The organism is Symbioplanes lichenis, from assembly GCF_030709675.1.
Taxonomy (GTDB): domain Bacteria; phylum Actinomycetota; class Actinomycetes; order Mycobacteriales; family Micromonosporaceae; genus Actinoplanes; species Actinoplanes lichenis.
Map to the genome: position 1 here is coordinate 263,521 of NZ_JAUZQD010000011.1, position 17,432 is coordinate 280,952.

At 71.9% G+C, this 17,432-nt stretch carries 15 protein-coding genes; 11 read left to right on the forward strand and 4 right to left on the reverse strand.

Features of this window, described 5'->3' with window-relative positions; translation table 11 throughout:
• The first annotated feature begins 67 nt into the window (after positions 1-67).
• Entirely contained in the window at positions 68-1,228 is a 1,161-nt protein-coding gene (locus tag RAN62_RS26745; protein ID WP_305787517.1) for a homogentisate 1,2-dioxygenase, read from the forward strand.
• A 69-nt stretch (positions 1,229-1,297) separates the two neighbouring features.
• Positions 1,298-1,531, forward strand: a complete 234-nt coding sequence (locus RAN62_RS26750) for a hypothetical protein (RefSeq protein WP_305787518.1) — start codon at positions 1,298-1,300, stop codon at positions 1,529-1,531.
• A 239-nt stretch (positions 1,532-1,770) separates the two neighbouring features.
• On the opposite strand, the gene RAN62_RS26755 is transcribed toward RAN62_RS26750, so the two are convergent.
• From RAN62_RS26755 to RAN62_RS26765, 3 genes are all read right to left on the reverse strand, one after another.
• Positions 1,771-3,429, reverse strand: coding sequence for a fumarate hydratase (locus tag RAN62_RS26755; RefSeq protein WP_305787519.1), 1,659 nt, complete (start codon positions 3,427-3,429; stop codon positions 1,771-1,773).
• Positions 3,430-3,512: 83 nt separating this feature from the next.
• The gene (locus RAN62_RS26760; protein ID WP_305787520.1) at positions 3,513-4,814 is read right to left on the reverse strand and encodes a hypothetical protein; all 1,302 of its coding nucleotides are present in this window, start codon (positions 4,812-4,814) and stop codon (positions 3,513-3,515) included.
• Positions 4,815-4,877: 63 nt separating this feature from the next.
• Positions 4,878-5,363 (reverse strand): Lrp/AsnC family transcriptional regulator, encoded by a 486-nt coding sequence (locus tag RAN62_RS26765; protein ID WP_305787521.1) that lies wholly within the window; start codon positions 5,361-5,363, stop codon positions 4,878-4,880.
• Positions 5,364-5,451: 88 nt separating this feature from the next.
• Between RAN62_RS26765 and hppD the strand changes: the two genes are divergently transcribed.
• The 8 genes from hppD (at position 5,452) to RAN62_RS26805 (ending at position 13,507) form a co-directional block, all read left to right on the forward strand.
• Positions 5,452-6,606, forward strand: coding sequence for a 4-hydroxyphenylpyruvate dioxygenase (hppD, locus tag RAN62_RS26770; RefSeq protein ID WP_305787522.1), 1,155 nt, complete (start codon positions 5,452-5,454; stop codon positions 6,604-6,606).
• A gap of 129 nt (positions 6,607-6,735) precedes the next feature.
• Entirely contained in the window at positions 6,736-7,761 is a 1,026-nt protein-coding gene (locus RAN62_RS26775; protein ID WP_305787523.1) for an RDD family protein, read from the forward strand.
• Positions 7,758-8,834: a histidinol-phosphate transaminase gene (hisC, locus tag RAN62_RS26780; protein ID WP_305787524.1), complete on the forward strand. Its 1,077-nt coding sequence runs from the start codon at positions 7,758-7,760 to the stop codon at positions 8,832-8,834. Before RAN62_RS26775 ends, hisC begins: the two co-directional genes overlap by 4 nt.
• Complete coding sequence (locus tag RAN62_RS26785; protein ID WP_438874554.1) at positions 8,831-9,370, forward strand: hypothetical protein; 540 nt, start codon at positions 8,831-8,833, stop codon at positions 9,368-9,370. Before hisC ends, RAN62_RS26785 begins: the two co-directional genes overlap by 4 nt.
• Before the next feature lie 59 nt (positions 9,371-9,429).
• On the forward strand, positions 9,430-10,161 hold the full coding sequence (locus RAN62_RS26790) for a glycoside hydrolase family 16 protein (protein ID WP_305787526.1): 732 nt from the start codon (positions 9,430-9,432) through the stop codon (positions 10,159-10,161).
• A gap of 293 nt (positions 10,162-10,454) precedes the next feature.
• A complete protein-coding gene (locus RAN62_RS26795; protein ID WP_305787527.1) occupies positions 10,455-11,036 on the forward strand; it encodes a DUF4956 domain-containing protein in 582 nt (193 codons plus the stop codon).
• On the forward strand, positions 11,033-11,824 hold the full coding sequence (locus RAN62_RS26800) for a polyphosphate polymerase domain-containing protein (protein WP_305787528.1): 792 nt from the start codon (positions 11,033-11,035) through the stop codon (positions 11,822-11,824). The genes RAN62_RS26795 and RAN62_RS26800 overlap by 4 nt, the downstream gene beginning before the upstream one ends.
• A gap of 3 nt (positions 11,825-11,827) precedes the next feature.
• Positions 11,828-13,507 (forward strand): carbohydrate-binding domain-containing protein, encoded by a 1,680-nt coding sequence (locus RAN62_RS26805; protein ID WP_305787529.1) that lies wholly within the window; start codon positions 11,828-11,830, stop codon positions 13,505-13,507.
• 148 nt (positions 13,508-13,655) lie between these two features.
• On the opposite strand, the gene RAN62_RS26810 is transcribed toward RAN62_RS26805, so the two are convergent.
• Positions 13,656-14,171 (reverse strand): hypothetical protein, encoded by a 516-nt coding sequence (locus RAN62_RS26810; RefSeq protein WP_305787530.1) that lies wholly within the window; start codon positions 14,169-14,171, stop codon positions 13,656-13,658.
• Between the two features lie 304 nt (positions 14,172-14,475).
• Between RAN62_RS26810 and RAN62_RS26815 the strand changes: the two genes are divergently transcribed.
• A complete protein-coding gene (locus RAN62_RS26815; RefSeq protein WP_305787531.1) occupies positions 14,476-17,409 on the forward strand; it encodes an AfsR/SARP family transcriptional regulator in 2,934 nt (977 codons plus the stop codon).
• Positions 17,410-17,432 lie beyond the last annotated feature (23 nt).

Here is a 17,432-nt window from a genome sequence, read left to right on the forward strand (position 1 = left end):
CGAACCTAATGGACGCTGCGAGAGCTGGACAACACCGACCGTGATGTCTTGTTAGGTGGTGGCGACGATGCCGTACTACCGCACTGCCGGGGAGATCCCCCGCAAGCGGCACACCCAGTTCCGCCGGCCCGACGGCGGCCTCTATGCCGAGGAGCTGATGGGCCAGGAGGGCTTCTCCTCCGACTCGTCCCTGCTCTATCACCGGCATCCGCCGACCGCGCTGGTGTCCGCCGCCACGCATGAGCCACCCGTGGTCGCCCGGACCCCGAACCTGCCGCTCGTGCCCCGCCACCTGCGCACTCACAAGCTGACAGCCGGCCCGGCGGACGCTGTGCTGGGGCGCCAGCCGTTGCTCGCCAACAACGACGTCCGCATCGGCTATGTCGTGGCGGACCGGCCGTCCCCGCTCTACCGCGACGCCGTGGGCGACGAGTGCCTCTATGTGGAGGAGGGCTCGGCGACGATCGAGACGACGTTCGGCAATCTGTCCGTTTCGTCGGGCGACTATGTCATCATTCCGACGTCGGTGGTGCATCGCATCGTGCCGTCCGGGCCGGTGCGGCTGCTGACCATCGAGGCCACCGGCCACATTGGACCGCCGCGCCGCTATCTTTCCGTGCGGGGGCAGTTCCTGGAGCACGCCCCCTACTGCGAGCGGGACGTGCGGGGGCCGTCTTTTGCCGACATCCGGGACGAAACGGACGTCGAGGTCTACGTCAAGCATCGGGCCGGATGGACCCGCCACGTGTACGCCCACCACCCCTTCGACGTGGCCGGCTGGGACGGCTGCCTCTACCCGTGGGCCTTCTCGATCCACGACTTCGAGCCCATCACCGGCCGCGTCCACCAGCCGCCGCCCGTCCACCAGACCTTCGAGGGGCCGAACTTCGTCGTCTGCTCCTTCGTCCCCCGCAAGGTCGACTACCACCCGCTCGCCGTGCCGGTCCCCTACAACCACCACAACGTCGACTCCGACGAGCTGATGTTCTACACCGGCGGCAACTACGAGGCCCGCCGCGGCTCGGGCATCGAACAGGGCTCGCTGTCCCTTCACCCGTCCGGCTTCACCCACGGCCCCCAGCCCGGCGCCGTCGAACGCTCCCTGGGCGTCTCGTCCTTCGACGAACTCGCCGTGATGGTCGACACGTTCCGGCCCCTTGACCTGTGCGAGGCGGCACTGTCCGTCGAGGACACGGGCTACGCCTGGACCTGGAACCGCACCCCGTAGCGCCCAGCCGCTCACATCGTGCCTTCTCGCTGTTGTGTTCCCGGAGGTGCCCGGCACCAGCCTTGACCCATGGACATTGCTACCAAGCAAGTTGACCTTGCCGCTCCCGCTCTGGTCGCCGCTCTCGCCGACTTCGACCGCGCCGCTGTGCGGGCCGCTCTCGCGCGCCAAGGGGTGTCGCTGCTCGACCTGCGCGACGCACAGCGCGGCATCACCCGGCATGCCATGACCGCCGAGCAGCGCGCGGAGTACGAGCGCGCCAACCGCGAGGCCCAGGCGGCAGCCGAGCGGCTCTACTCCTGACGATGGTGCCGCGCTACGTCTTCGACGCCTCGGCGATCGAGATGTCCCTTCGCCCACCTCGGCGTCGAAGCGCTGCTCGCCGAAGCCGAGGCGGGCCTGATCCAGCTGTTCCTGCCCACCGTCGCCATCGCCGACGTCGAGACGCGGCTGCGCGCCGGCCTGGCGGGGTGGGCACACCTGCTCTGCACCGCGGGCATCCAGTCACTGTCGCTGGCGGAGCATGCCGCGGTCGAGGTGGCTCAGCGGCGGCCGATGCTCAGGACCGGCTTGGTGACCTCGGCGAAGAAGTCGTTGCCCTTGTCGTCGACGACGATGAAGGCCGGGAAGTCCTCGACCTCGATGCGCCAGACGGCTTCCATGCCCAACTCGGGGTATTCGAGCACCTCGACGTGCCGGATGCAGTCCTGGGCGAGCCGCGCCGCCGGGCCGCCGATGGAGCCCAGGTAGAAGCCGCCGTAGGTTTGGCACGCGCGGGTGACCTGGCCGGAGCGGTTGCCCTTGGCCAGCATGACCAGCGAGCCGCCGGCGGCCTGGAACTTCTCGACGTAGGCGTCCATGCGGCCGGCCGTGGTCGGGCCGAAGGAGCCCGAGGCGTAGCCCTCCGGGGTCTTGGCCGGGCCGGCGTAATAGACGGCGTGGTCGCGCAGATATTGCGGCATGGGCTCGCCGGCGTCGAGGCGTTCGGCGATCTTGGCGTGGGCGATGTCGCGGGCGACGACGAGCGGGCCGGTCAGGGACAGGCGCGTCTTGACCGGGTATTTGGCCAGCTCGGCGCGGATCTCGGCCATCGGGCGGTTGAGGTCGACCTGGACGACGTCGCCCTCGGTGAGCTCGACGTCGGGGAGGAAGCGGGCCGGGTCGGGCTCGAGGCGCTCGAGCCAGACGCCCGAGGGGGTGATCTTGGCGAGGGCCTGGCGGTCGGCCGAGCAGGAGACGGCGATGGCGACCGGGCAGGAGGCCCCGTGCCGGGGCAGGCGGATGACGCGGACGTCGTGGCAGAAGTAGCGGCCGCCGAACTGGGCGCCGATGCCGAAGTCGCGGGTCAGCTCGAGCACGGCGGCCTCGAGCTCGACGTCGCGGAAGCCGTGGCCGGTCATCGAGCCGGCGCGCGGGAGGTTGTCGAGGTATTTCGCGCTGGCCAGCTTGGCGGTCTTGAGGGCGTGCTCGCCGCTCGTGCCGCCGATGACCACGGCGAGGTGGTAGGGCGGGCACGCGGACGTGCCGATGAGCCGGAGCTTCTCGTCCAGGAACTCCATCATGCGCGCCGGGTTCAGCAGCGCCTTGGTCTCCTGGTAGAGGTACGACTTGTTGGCCGAGCCGCCGCCCTTGGCCATGAAGAGGAACTTGTAGGCGTCCGGGGCCCCGCCCGGGTCCTCGGCGTACAGCTCGATCTGGGCCGGGAGGTTGGACCCCGTGTTGCGCTCGTCCCACATCGTCAGCGGCGCGAGCTGGGAGTAGCGCAGGTTCAACCGGGTGTACGCCTCGTAGACGCCCCGGGCGATGGCCTCCTCGTCGGTGCCGTCGGTCAGGACGTGACGGCCGCGCTTGCCCATGACGATCGCCGTGCCGGTGTCCTGGCACATCGGCAGCACGCCGCCGGCCGCGATGTTGGCGTTGCGCAGCAGGTCGAGGGCGACGAAGCGGTCGTTGGGCGAGGCCCGGGGGTCGTCGATGATCGCGCGCAGCTGGGCGAGGTGGGCCGGGCGCAGGAAGTGCGCGATGTCGTGCATGGCCTCGGCCGTGAGCAGGGTGAGCAGCTCCGGCTCGACGGTCAGGAAGCGCCGGCCGCCGGGACCGTGCACCACGTCGACACCCTCGTCCGCGAGCAGTCGGTACTCGGTGGTGTCCTCGCCGGTCGGCAACAACGGCGAGTACGAGAAAGCGGCGGCTCTGCTCATGACGGGCAACTTTAGGCCAGCGGCATCCGCCGGTGCGAACCAGCGTGGTCACGCCATGGTGACAGTCACGTCACCAAGATCGATCACGGGGCGTAGGGGACGTAGGCGAGGTCCCGGCCGTCGACCAGGATCAACCCGTCCGGACCGGCCGCGAAGACGTTCGCCGCGGTCTTCACGTCGACCAGGACCTTGCCGGTGCGCGGGCTCACCGCGACGATGCGGCCGGGTTCCGGGTCGGCGATGATTCCCGCGTACGGGGTCAGCGCCGCCGACGTCTCCCGCCCGATCGACCGCCGCCACGCCGTCCCGCTCCGGCTGAACGAGCGGGCACTGAGAGTTGCCCCATCGGCACTGCGGATCAGCGCGTACGCGTTGTTGACGGCCAGCACGCTCTGCCCCTTGTCGCCGTGCCAGAGCGTCCGGCCGTCGTGGGCGGCGATCAGTTCCTGCCGGCCGTACGGGTCGACGCCGAGCACCACGTCGGAGCCACCGGCGGGATCCTTGTCCTGGGCGCAGTCGTTGCCGTTGTCGGCCGTGCGCAGGTTGAGCCCGTCGCGTTGCCACGCGGCCTGGGCGTGCGGCGGATCGTGCGCCGTGACGCCGTAGTAGCAGGTGCCGTCGCGGGCGTCGCCGGTGACCGTGAGCACGCGGCTGCCGACCACGGCGACGCGCTGGTTCCCGGCGGGCTTCCGGGTCTCGACCGCCCGCCCCTGCGCCGTGTCGACGATCTGGATCTTGCCGTCGCCGGGCAGCCCGATGAGGTCGGGCAGCCGTACGGGCCCGGCGGCGCGCTTGTCCACCCGCGGTGAGCTGATCGGCTGGGTGTCGGGCAGATCGGGGTTCGCCGCGTCGAGCACGAAGCCGATGCCCTGCGTCTCGACCGTCCACATCGGCTTGGTGCCGTGCGGTTCCCAGGCGCTCAGCCGGCACGAGCTCGCCTTGGCGCAGCGCAGGTCGAGGATCGCGTCGGAGTAGGTCCACACCGCCGTGGCGCCGTCGTCCTTGCGCCGCACGGCGCCGGTGGCCGGATCGAGCACCTCGTAGCCCTTGGTGAGCAGGCGCCCCACGACCACGACCGCGTCGGCGTCCTTGCCGGCGACCCCGGCCCAGTCGGCGTCGGACTTCCAGAGCCGCACGCCGGCGGTCAGCCCGTACGCCTCGACGGACGTCCGGTACTCCACGACCGCCGAGCCGCCGGTGATCGTGATGCTCTCCGGCGAGCCGCCCGCCGCGGTCTGCCAGGTCGCCACGCCCTCGGCGATCGGGTCACCGGCGCTGATCCAGGCCCAGAGCCGCGGGAACGGGTTCCACACCCCGGTGGAGGCGAGCACGATGACGGTCACGAGGCCGGCGAGAGCCGTACCCTTCGCCGCCTTGGATGCCACGACGATCAACTTAACGACGCCGGACCGTCCACAAGATCAGCCCGATTCGTCCGTGTCGATGGTTTATGCCCCGCTCGCCGCGCGGACCAACGGCATCGTCCGGTAGGGGATCTGCTCGGCCAGGGCGATGATGGTCGAGGCGCGCAGGATTCCCTCGTACGCGAGAACCTGGTCGATCACCCGCTGCAGGTCCGCATTGGACCGGGCCACGATGCGGCACATGAGGTCGCCCGTGCCCGTGATCGTGTGCGCCTCCAGCACCTCGGGGATCTCCGCCAAGTGCGCGGTGACGGCCGTGTGCCCGTAGCGCTGGGAGATCTCCAGAGTCACGAAGCTGGTCACCGTGAAGCCGATCGCGGCCGGCACGACGTCGGGCCCGAAGCCCCGGATCGTGCCGCGGGCTGTCAGCTTGTCGAGCCGGGCCTGCACCGTGCCGCGCGCCACGGCCAGTCGCCGGCTCAGCTCCAGCACCCCGATCCGGGGCTCCTCCGCGAGCAGGGCGAGGAGCCGGCCGTCGAGTGCGTCCAGGTGTGCATCTTGTCCAGCCATAGTGCGTACGTACTCTACCAAATGCACAGAGTGCGCAGCTGAAATTTGGACTGTTGCCCAGCAGTGTGACGTAGGTCAACGTCACGGCATGACGCAGACGATGGCACAAGCGACGGCGACCCGGGACGTCTTCCCCGTCAAGGGCGTCGACCACCTCCGCTTCCTCGTGGGCAACGCCAAGCAGGCCGCCCACTACTACTCCACCGCGTTCGGCATGAGCTGCGTGGCCTATCGCGGGCCCGAGCAGGGCTTCCGCGACCACGCCGAGTACGTGCTGATCAGCGGCTCGGCCCGGTTCGTGCTCGTGGGTGCGGTGCACGCCGGCGCCCCGGGCAGCGACCACGTGACGAAGCACAGCGACGGCATCTCCGACATCGCGCTCGAGGTGCCGGACGTCGACAAGGCCTACGCGCACGCCGTTGCCGCCGGTGCTCGCGCGGTCACCGATCCCCATGACGTGAAGGACGAGCACGGCACGGTCCGGATCGCGACGATCGGGGCGTACGGGGACACGCTGCACTCGCTCATCGACCGCTCGCAGTACGACGGGCCGTTCCTGCCCGGCTTCGTCACCCGCGATCCGATCGTCGACCGGAGCGCCGCCGTCGCGGCCGGCCTGCAGCCCAAGCGCTACTTCCAGGCGGTCGACCACGTGGTCGGCAACGTCGAGCTGGGCCGCATGGACGAGTGGGTCGAGTTCTACCGCCGGGTCATGGGCTTCACCAACATGGCCGAGTTCATCGGGGACGACATCGCCACCGACTATTCGGCGCTGATGAGCAAAGTCGTCGCCGACGGCACGCGCAAGGTCAAGTTCCCGCTCAACGAGCCGGCCGTCTCGCAGCGCAAGTCGCAGATCGACGAGTACCTCGAGTTCTACGGCGGCCCGGGCGCCCAGCACGTGGCCGTGGCGACCAACGACATCATCGCGTCGGTCGACGCCATGCGCGCGGCCGGCCTGGAGTTCCTCACGACGCCGGACTCGTACTACGACGACCCTGAGCTGCGGGCGAGGATCGGTGAGGTCCGGGCGCCGATCGAGGAGCTCAAGAAGCGCGGCATCCTGGTCGACCGGGACGAGGACGGCTATCTGCTGCAGATCTTCACCAAGCCCGTGCAGGACCGGCCGACGGTCTTCTTCGAGCTGATCGAGCGGCACGGGTCACTCGGTTTCGGCAAGGGCAACTTCAAGGCGCTCTTCGAAGCCATCGAGCGGGAGCAGGAGGCGCGCGGGAACCTGTAAGACTGTCCCCGTGACCTCGGCGGGCGAAGCCGTGGCAATCGTGCCTGTCGGCCCGGTTGCTGCGGTTTTGTCCCGCCGCCCGACCGTGCCTGAGAAGGGCACGCAGCCTGCCGTGATAAAGGTTTCGCCATGAGTTCGCTACCCGCCGGTTGGTACAAGGACCCGGCCGACCCGTCGACCCAGCGCTGGTGGGACGGCGAGGGCTGGCTGGGCAAGCCGCTCCCGGCGGACCAGACACCGCCCGACGGCCCGCCGCCCGCCGAGGAGCCCGCGCCCGCGCCCGAACCGGCACCGGTTGCGCCGGTGACGCCGGCCACTCCGCCCGTCCTGAGCGCGCCGCCCGTGCAGGCCCCGCCCCCGATCCAGGGGCCGCCGCCGGGCTGGGGCGCGCCGCCGCCCGGCTGGCAACCGCCGCCCCCCGGATGGCAGCAACCGCCGCCGCCCCCGGGATGGCAGGGACCGCCGCCGCAGGGTTGGCAAGGACCACCGCCGCAGGGGTGGCAGGGACCGCCGCCCGGATGGCAGCCCCCGCCCGGCTACCCGCCGTTCCCGTTCCCCTATCCGGTGCAGGCCCGCCCGCACGGCCTCGCGCTCGCCGGGCTCGGCCGCCGCCTGGTCGCCCGGCTGATCGACATCGCCGTGGTGCTCGTGCTCAACGTCATCGTCAACGGCTGGCTCGCGTACCAGCTGTGGCTCGAGATCGAGCCCACCTACCGCGCGATCATGGCCGACCCGCTGACCGCCGAGACGGGCTCCGCGTCGCCCCGGGCCAGCTGGATCTACCTGGCGATGCTGGTCGTGGCCACGGCGCTCTGGTGTGCGTACGAGGTGCCGGCGCTCGCGGCGAGCGGGCAGACCCTCGGCAAGCGGATCATGGGCATCAAGGTCATGAAGCTCGACGACACCGGCCCGCTCGGCGGCGGCCGCGCGTTCGCCCGGTGGAGCCGGCTGGGCATGTGGACGCCGCTGTGGAGCTGCTACATCGGCTTCATCGCCCAGCTGATCTACGCGGGCTCGGTGCTCTTCGAGCCGAAGCTGCACCAGGCCCTGCACGACAAGTCCGCGCGCACCGTCGTGGTCGCGGTGCCGCCCCGGCAATTCCAGCCGGCGGAGCCCTCCGCCGGTGAGAACGACATCTCAGGAGGACGACGATGACCAGGCTGACGCGCGCGGACCTGGACGCGCTGCCCGCGTACGTGCCCGGTCGCAACGTCGCCGACCTGGCCCGCGAGCTCGGCATCGCCGAGGCGGTCAAGCTGGCCAGCAACGAGGTGCCGTTCGGGCCGCTGCCCGGCGTGGCCGAGGCGATCGCGGAGGCGGTCACCCAGTCGCACCGCTACCCCGACATGGGGGTGCTGGCGCTGCGGGCCAAGCTCGCCGAGCGGCTCGGCGTCGACCCCGGCCGCATCGTCACCGGCGGCGGCTCGGTCGCGCTGGCCGAGCACCTGGCCAAGGCGACCTGCCTGCCGGGCGACGAGATCCTCTACTCGTGGCGCTCCTTCGAGGCGTACCCGATCATCGCCACCGGCGTCGGCGCCAGCAGCATCCGGGTCCCCAACACCCCGGAGCACGGCCACGACCTGCGCGCGATGGCCGACGCCGTGACGGACCGGACCCGCCTGGCCATCGTCTGCAACCCCAACAACCCCACGGGTACGAGCGTCCGCCGCGACGAGCTCGACCGCTTCCTCGACGCCGTGCCGGACGACACGCTCGTGGTGCTCGACGAGGCGTACCGCGAATTCGTCACGGACGACGAGGTCCCGGACGGCCTGGCCACGTACGGTGATCGGCCCAACGTCGTCATCCTGCGCACCCTGAGCAAGGCGTGGGGCCTGGCCGGCCTCCGCGTCGGCTACTTGGTCGCCCAGCCGGCCGTCGCCGCCGCGATCCGCAAGGTTCTCACGCCCTTCTCGACCAGCATGGTCGCGCAGGCCGCCGCCCTCGCCGCCCTCGACGCCGAGCCCGAGGTCGTCCGCCGCTGCGCCGTCGTCATCGCCGAACGCGACCGGGTCACCGCCGAGCTCCGCAAACTGGGCGCCGACGTCCCCACCAGCCAGGCCAACTTCGTCTGGCTCCCGCTCGCCGACCGCTCCGCCGCCTTCGCCGCCGCCTGCGAGAAGCGCGGCGTGATCGTCCGCCCCTTCCAGGGCGACGGCGTCCGCGTCACCATCGGCACCCCCGAGGAGAACGACACCTTCCTCGAGGCCGCGGGAGAGGCCCTCTGACGGACACCCCGCGCTTCGGCACGGCAGCGGACGTGGCCTGGATCGCCGGCGGCACCCGGGCCGGCTTCTCGGTCACGTCCGCGATCCCGCCGGTCTTCCCGGCGTACGCCACCCTGCACTGGGACGAGAGCGTGCCGATCGACACCCACGAGCGCGCCGTCATCGACACCCTGACCCGCCACCCCCAGGCCCAGCCGTGGTGGCTGGGCTACCTGGAAACCGGCGCCCACGACGTCGTCTTCAGCCAGGCCCCGCGCGTCCCCCTCTACGCCGGCTGGCCCTACGTCCTGGTCGAAGCCGGCCCCGCCCAAGCCCTCACCTGGCGCCGAGGCCACATGCGCGGCGACGGCGCCCTCCCGGACCTGTTCTTCCCGCAGGACCGGAGCTGGCTCGCCTCAGCCCTGTGGGACGACACCTGGACCTGCGTCGGCGGCCCGGAGAACCTGATCGACGCCCTGCGCCGCGAGCCGCTGCTCAACGCCCGCCGCGTGACGCCCGACGAGGACGCCCTCCCGCCCGGCCTCACCCGCGAGTGACGGGTTTCCGCTTCATGAGGTGGTAGGCGTACCGGCGCGCGGCTACTAGCGTTTTCGGCATGGAGGACACGTTCGCCGGGGACGAGCTGGACACCGAGCTGTGGTTGCCGCACTACCTGCCGCACTGGAGCTCCCGGGCGGCCTCCGCTGCCACGTGTGCCGTCGCTGATGGGAAGTTGCGGCTGAGCATCCCGCCCGAGCAGGGCCTCTGGTGCGAGGGGCTGCATCCCGAGCCGCTGCGGGTGTCGGGGGTGCAGAGCGCCTGCGTGTCCGGGCCGGTGGGCAGCGCGATCGGCGGGCAGCCCTTCAAGGAGGGGCTGCTCGTGACCGCCGAGGAGCCCGGCTTTTGGGGTCACACCCCGCTTTACGGGCGGATCGAGGCCCGGTTGCGCGCGATCCTGTCGCCGCGGTCGATGGCGGCGTTCTGGCTGGCCGGGGTCGAGGACAAACCCCAGCATTCCGGCGAGCTGTGCGTGATGGAGGTCTTCGGATCATCCGTACGCGAGGCAACCTGCGAAGTCGGCGTCGGCCTGCACAGCTTCCGCGACCCGGGCCTCACCGAGGACTGGGTGGCCGACCGGCAGCCGCTGGACCCGGCCGACTTCCACGTCTATGCCGTCGACTGGCAACCCGGCACGGCGACCTTCACGATCGACGGCCGCGTGGTCAAACGCATCGGCCAGTCGCCCAACTATCCGATGCAGCTCATGCTCGCCGTCTTCGACTTCCCGCAGCGCGGCCCGGCCGGCCCCACCCCCGAGCTGATCGTCGACCACGTCCGCACCTCCTGACACCGGCCAGGCGTCACGCAGCTCGTGCCAAGCGACGGCGGCGCGGCGGCCGACCTGCTGCGGGCTGCGGAGGCCGGCGGCGCCCTTCTGGCCGCCACGCTGCCCGAGGACAGCGATGTCGCGGCGCTCGCCCGATAATTCATCGACGAGCATCGATTCACAGGAAACTTTGAGGTTGAGGCCGGGCGCCGGGCTCTAGGGTCACTAATCGACGTTAATCGATTGGATACCGCCGGGCCGGCCGCTGTTCACGCGGGCGACACCCGGCGGGCACCCGGGGAGGTCCGCACGTGATGGCGCGGCTCGTGTTGTTCGGTGCCGATCTGCTGGCGGCCGGGATCCTGGTCTTCGGCCTCTATTTTCCCCGCCACCGGCGGCGGGACCTGGTGGCGGCCTATCTGGGCGTCAACGTCGGGGTGCTCGCGGTCACCTGGTCGCTGAGCAGTGCCACGGTCGGCGCCGGGCTGGGGCTCGGGCTCTTCGGCGTGCTGTCGATCATCCGGCTGCGGTCGACGGAGCTGGGCCAGCACGAGGTCGCGTACTACTTCTCCGCCCTCGCTCTTGGCATCCTGGGCCCGCTGAGCGAGTCGGTCCTGTGGCTCGGCCCGAGCCTGATGGCGCTGATCCTTCTCGTCGTCTACGCGGGCGACCATCCGCGGCTGTTCCGGGACTACCGGCACCAGGTCGTCGTGCTGGACCGGGCGTTCACCGACCAGGTGGCGCTGGTCGCGTACCTGGAAGGGGTCCTCGGCGCCCGGGTGCACCAGGCGGACGTCGAACGGCTCGATCTGGCCAACGACACCACCGTGGTGGACGTGCGCTTCGCGCGCCGCCCCCACATGCGGGAGCCGGAACGAGCCGGGGTGCGGCGATGATGCCGGCGATCGGGCTGGCCGAGCTGATCGAGCTGGCCGAGCTGCAGACCCGGGTGGACCGCAAGTACGCCGTCCCGCGCGCCACCGTCGGCGTCCTGCTCGACCATCTGGCCGGCGCCGCGCGGGTGCTGGAGATCGACGGGTTGCGGTCGTTCCGCTACCACTCGGTGTACTTCGACACCGACGACCTGACGAGCTATCGGCTGGCGGCCTACCAGCGGCGGCGCCGGTTCAAGATCCGGACGCGGACCTACCTCGACTCGGCCTCGTGCTGGCTGGAAGTGAAGACGGAGGGCGCGCGCGGCGGCACGGTGAAGGAGCGGCGCCCGTACCGGACGGATCACCATGCCACGGTCGCGCCCGGCCGGTCCTTCGTGGACGACCGGCTCAAGCCGCTGGCGATACCCGGGCACACCGAGCTGACGTTCGCGCCGACGCTGGTCACCCGGTATCGGCGGACCACGCTCTGCCTGCCCGCCACCGGCAGCCGGGTGACCGTCGACGTCGATCTGGCCTGGGAGTCCGGCGGGCGCCGCCTCGGCACGCCGCACCTGGCCGTGATCGAGACGAAGACCGGATCGGTGCCGTCCCCGGCGGACCGCCTGCTGTGGGCGCTGGGTCACCGCCCGGTCCGGATCTCCAAGTACGCCACCGGGCTGGCCGCCCTGCGACCGGACCTCCCCTGTACGCCTTGGCGCCGCACGTTGCGCCGCCACTTCACCGCCGCAGGGGCGCCCATCGCGCCGGCCGGAACGAGCTGGCTCTCCACCCACAACAGACAGGACTGACCCGTGTACCGATCCGCGCTTCTCCTTCCCGCTGTTCTGGCGCTCGCCGCAGTTCCCGCGCAACCCGCGCTCGCCGCGGGACCGGCCGCCGCCCAGGCCCTCGCGGCCAACGCGCCCGATCACGACGACGCCGCCGACTACGTGTGGAACAGCGCCGACGTGCGAACCGTCACCTTGACCGGCTCCACGGCGACGACCACCGCGCCCGGCGTCACCGTGGCGGGCAGCACGGTGACCGTCGGCGCGGCCGGCACGTACTCCTTCAGCGGCTCGCTCACCAACGGCCGGATCGTGGTGAACAGCACCGGCACCGGCATCGTCCGCCTGATCCTCAACGGCGTCACCCTCGCGAACTCGACCGCGGCGCCGCTCGACGTGGTCGCCGCGCCCGAGGTGATGATCGTGCTGGCCGACGGCACCACCAACCGGATCAGCGACGCCGCCACGCATGCGAGCACCGACCCGGCCAACGCCGCCCTCTACAGCGCGAGCAACCTGACCATCACGGGCAACGGGACGCTGAACGTTACGGGGAACGCGTACGACGGGATCGCCAGTGCCGACGGGCTCGTGGTCAACGGCGGCACGATCCAGGTGACGGCCGCGGACGACGGGATCCGGGGCAAGGACTACCTCGTGGTGCAGGGCGGCAACACCACGGTGACGGCGGGCGGCGACGGCCTCAAGTCGGACAGCGCCGAGGACGCCATGCGGGGCTACGTGTCGTTCGCGGCGGGGACGGCATCAGTCACGGCGGCCGGCGACGCGGTGACCGGGGAGACCGACGTGATCGTGTCCGGCGGCACGCTGACGGCGAAGGCGGGTGGCGGGAGCACGGTCACTCCCGGCGACGCCTCCACCAAGGGACTCAAGGCCGGCGTCGCCCTGGTCATCAGTGAAGGACGCACGACTGTCGACGCCTCCGACGACGGCGTGCACTCCAACGCGACGGTGACCGTGGACGGCGGCACGACGACGGTCGCCACGGCGGACGACGGAGTCCACGCCGAGGGCAACCTGGCGGTCTCGGCGGGGACGGTCACGGTCACCAAGTCGTACGAGGGTCTCGAGGGGCTCAAGGTCCTGATCAGTGGGGGTACGGTCAACGCCACCGCCACGGACGACGCCGTCAACGCGGCGGAGGAGGGCGTGCCGGAGATGCAGAACGCCCCGAACGCCACGATCGCGGTCTCGGGCGGCACGGTGGTCGTCAGCGGGGGCACTGACGGGCTCGACTCGAACGGCACCCTGGCGCTCTCCGGCGGCACTGTCGTGGTGGCCGGCTCGCCGACGCGCGGCGGGGGCGAGGGCGGTCTCGACTCCAACGGCGCTCTGACCATCACGGGCGGCACGGTCCTGTCCACCGGGCTGAGCGCCAGCACCAGCCAGCTGCCGGCGTCGGGCCAGGGCTGGATCTCGTACGCCTTCACCGCCAACCAGCCGGCCGGCACGGTGGTCCACCTCGCCACCAGCGCGGGCACCCAGATCGCGTCGTTCCAGCCCACGAAGGTCTTCAAGGGCGTGGTCTTCTCCGGCACCGGCATCACCCGGGGCACGACCTACGTGATCTACACCGGCGGTACGGTCTCGGGCACCGCTGTCGGCGGCGGCCTCTACACCGGTGGCACCCTCTCGGGCACCCGCGTCGGCACGGTCACCGCCGGCACCGCCGTCCGCGGCTGACCCGCGCGGGTTTTCGAGCGCAACCACTTACGCACGTGGCCCGGTGCGGCATCGCGGTCTGGACGCGTCAGCGGCCAGCGATGCCGGGCCGGGCACCTCGGCGGGAGCGACGGTCTGAACGCCCCACCCCGCTACGAAATATGCTGTCTTATGCGCAAAGCCCGACCACCGGGTTGAGCCAGTTGGTCATCTGGGTGTTGAGCACCTTCTCGAGGTCCTTCATCGTCTCGATCTTGGCGAAGAACTTCTCGTCGCCCGCGCTCTGCGTGAACTTGCTCGCCGACTGCGTCGCCGCCTGCTTGATGTCCGGGTCCTGGGCCGCCGCGGCCTCCTTACGGACCTGGGCGCCGATGTCCTTGAGCTGCTTGGCGGCGGCCTTGCGGGCGGTCTCGACGTTGTCGTCCTGATCGGCCTCCTTGTAGGCGATCATCTTGCCCAGCTCGCTGCCCAGCGACTTGATCTCGGTGTCGAAGATCTTGTCGAGCTTGGTGCAGACCGTCTTGGTGTTCGCCGAGTAGTCCGGCGGCGGGCTGGTGGTCGTGGCCGCCGTCGCGGGCGTGTCCACCGGGGTCTCGCTCGCGGTGTCCGACTCATCGCCGCCGGAGCAGCCGGCTCCGAGCAGGAGCAGGCCACCGAGCGTGGCGGCAACCAGGGCACGTCGCATGACAAAGATCCTGTTCGTCGGGGACGTCCAAACCCCGCGACGATACGTCCGCAGCCGGACAGCGTCCAACCGCCATGCCCCGCCCGTGGCCGCCGCCGTGCGGAAGCCGTACCGGCCGGGCACATGTGAACAGCCCGCTCACCGCGCCGTGAACGAGCTGAACACCCCCGTTGGGCCGCCCTCGCCCACCGGGGCGAGGACAACCTGGTCAAGGACTGTGCGCCCGCCCGCTCTCGTCCCGCTCTCGAAGTACTCTCACCGGTTATCGTCGGAAGTCGATCAGCGACGGAGACGGGGTGGCGGGGTGCGGTTCGGCGTCCTGGGGCCGTTGCTGGTGACCGGCCCGGCCGGCGAGCTGCGCATCACCGCGGGCCGCGACCGGATCGTCCTGGCGATGCTGCTCCTGCACGCGGGCCGCGTCGTCGGCGTGGACGACCTGGTCGACGCCGTCTGGGGCGCCGGCCCGCCCGCGACGGCGCGCGGTCAGCTGCAGACCTGCGTCTCCCGGCTGCGGCGGCTGCTGTCCGCCGAGGTGATCCGCACCGACCCGGCCGGCTACGCGCTGCTGACGGACGACCTCGACCTGACGGCCTTCCTGCGGCTGACCGGCGAGGCCCGCGCGGCCGGCAGCGCCCCCGCGGAGGCTGCGAAGCTGTTCCGCCAGGCCCTCGAGCTGTGGCGCGGCCCGGCCCTCGCCGGCCTGGAGCCCGCGCCGATCCGGCAGCAGGCGGCCGTGCTGGACGAGCAGCGCGTCGCGGCCGCCGAGGAGTGGATCGACCTGGAGCTGGCCGCGGGGCACGAGCAGGAGATCGTGGCCGAGCTGGTCGGGCTGGTCGAGCGGCACCCGCTGCGGGAGCGGCTGCGGGCCCAGCTGATGCTCGCCCTGCACCGGCTCGGGCGCCAGGCCGACGCCCTCGCGGAGTACCGCAGGACCCACGAGCTGCTCCGCGACGAGCTGGGCGTCGAGCCCGGCCGCCCGCTGCGCGAGCTGCACCGGGCCATCCTGACCGGCGAGGCGGCGGAGCCGGCCCACGACCGGGAGCCGGCCGCGCCCGTCCGCAGCCTGCCGCGCACGATCGGCGACTTCACCGGGCGGGACGAGGCGGTCCAGCGGCTCGCCGGGGCGGCGGCCGAGTGGTCGGTCCTCACGATCGACGGCATGGCCGGCAGCGGGAAGACCACGCTGGCGCTGCGGATGGCGGCGCTGGTCGGGGCGGCGTACCCGGACGCTCAGATCTTCCTCGATCTGCACGGGCACAGCGAGCAGGAGCCGCTCGGCCCCGGGGCGGCGCTGCTGCTGCTCCTGCGGCAGCTGGGCGTGCCGGCGGGCCGCATCCCGCAGGACGAGGAGGGCCGGGCGGCGCTCTGGCGTTCCGAGACAGCGTCGCGGCGGGCGCTGGTGATCCTCGACAACGCCGCTTCCAGCGCCCAGGTGACCCGGCTGCTGCCGGCCTCGCCGACGAGCCTGTGCCTGGTGACGAGCCGGCGGCGGCTGGCCGGGCTCGACGGCGCGTACGCCGAGGTGCTCGAGCTGCTCACCGAGGAGGAGGCCGTCGCGCTGCTGACGCGGATCGTCGGCAAGCGGGTGGTGGCGGAACCCGAGGCGGCCCGGGAGCTGGTCCGGGCCTGCGGGCGGCTGCCCCTGGCGATCCGGCTGGCGGCCTCCCGGCTCGTGCACCGGCCGCGGTGGGCGGTGAGCGACCTGGTGCGCCGGTTCCGCGAGTCGGCGCTGCCGGAGCTCGCGGCGGAGGACCGTACGGTGGCCGGGGCTTTCGCCTTGTCCTTCGGCCAGCTGCCGGAGCGCTCCCAACGGCTGTTCCGGCTGCTCGGGCTCTTCCCCGCCGAGCAGTTCCGGGCCGTGTCCGCCGCGGCGCTCGCGGATCTGCCCGAGCCCGAGGCGCAGGACATTCTGGACAGTCTCGTCGACGTGCACCTGATCGAGGAGCCGGACCCCGAGCGCTACCGGCTGCACGACCTGGTCCGCCAGTACGCCGCCGCGCTCGCCGCCGCCCTCCCCGAGACCGAGCGCCGGGCCGCCCTGACCACCCTGGTCGACGTCCACCTGCACGCCTCCGCGGAGCTCGGCCGGGAGCAGGATTCCGGCGCGGCCGAGGACTATCCGGACGGCGCCCCCGTACGCCCCGACCTGGTGGCCGTGGCCGTCGCCGACCCCGCGTGGCGCGAGGAGCAACGCCCGCTGCTCGTCCCGCTGATCCGCCTCGCCGCCGACCTGGGCCGCACCGAGCAGGCCTGGCAGCTGGCCCGGGTCAACTGGCAGTTCCTCTTCTACGGCAACTATCTCGACGAGCTGCTCGCCGCGCAGACCGCGGGCCTGACCGCCGCCCGGGCCGCCGGCGACGCCCGGGGCGAGGCTCTGATGAGCAACTATCTGGCCTCGGGCATGGTCCACGCGGGCCGGCTGCACGAGGCCCGCCGGCTCATGACGGTGATGCTCGACTATCAGGAGCGCACCGGCAACCGCGCCGCGGCGGCCCGGGCCCGGGGCAACCTGTGCACGGTGCTCTTCCGGCTGGGCCGCGTCGGCGAGGCGCTGGCCCAGGCGGAGCTGACCTACCGCGAGGAGCAGCGCTTCGCCCCGGCCCGGGTGCTGCTGGTGCGCAGCATCATGATCGGCACCTATCTGCGGGCGCTCGGCCGGCACGAGGAGGCGCTGCGACGGGCCCGGCGCGGCATGATCACCGCGGCGGAGGAGGGCCTGGACACGTACGTCGTCGTGGCTCTGCCGGAGATCGCGCAGAGCCGCATCGAGCTGGGGCAGCTCGACGTGGCCGAACGACTCCTGCGAGTCGCGCTGCCGTTGTTACGGGCGCGTCGCCTCTCCGGCAGCGAGGGCGAGGCTCTCTATCTCCTGGGGCTGCTCGAGCATCGCCGCGGACGCCACGAGGAGGCCGTCCCCTGGTTGCTGGCGTGCCTCGACCTGGCCCGCCGGGACGGCATGGCGCCCGTCATCGCGACCGCCTCCAACTGCCTCGGCGACGTGCTGCGCGCGATGGGGGACGGGACGGGGGCGTTCGAGCTGCACACGAAGGCGCTGGAGATCAGCCGCCGGAGCGAGCTCGCGCGGGAGGAGGCTCGCGCGTTGCGGGGTCTCGGTGACTGCGTGGCGGCCGGGGATCCCGCCGCGGCCCGCCGGTACTGGCAGCGGGCGGTGTCCATCTTCGCCGGGATCGAGTCGCCCGAACACGACGGCGTAGTGGCGCGGATCAACTGCACCTGACCGGAAGCGGGGGCAGGATGGAG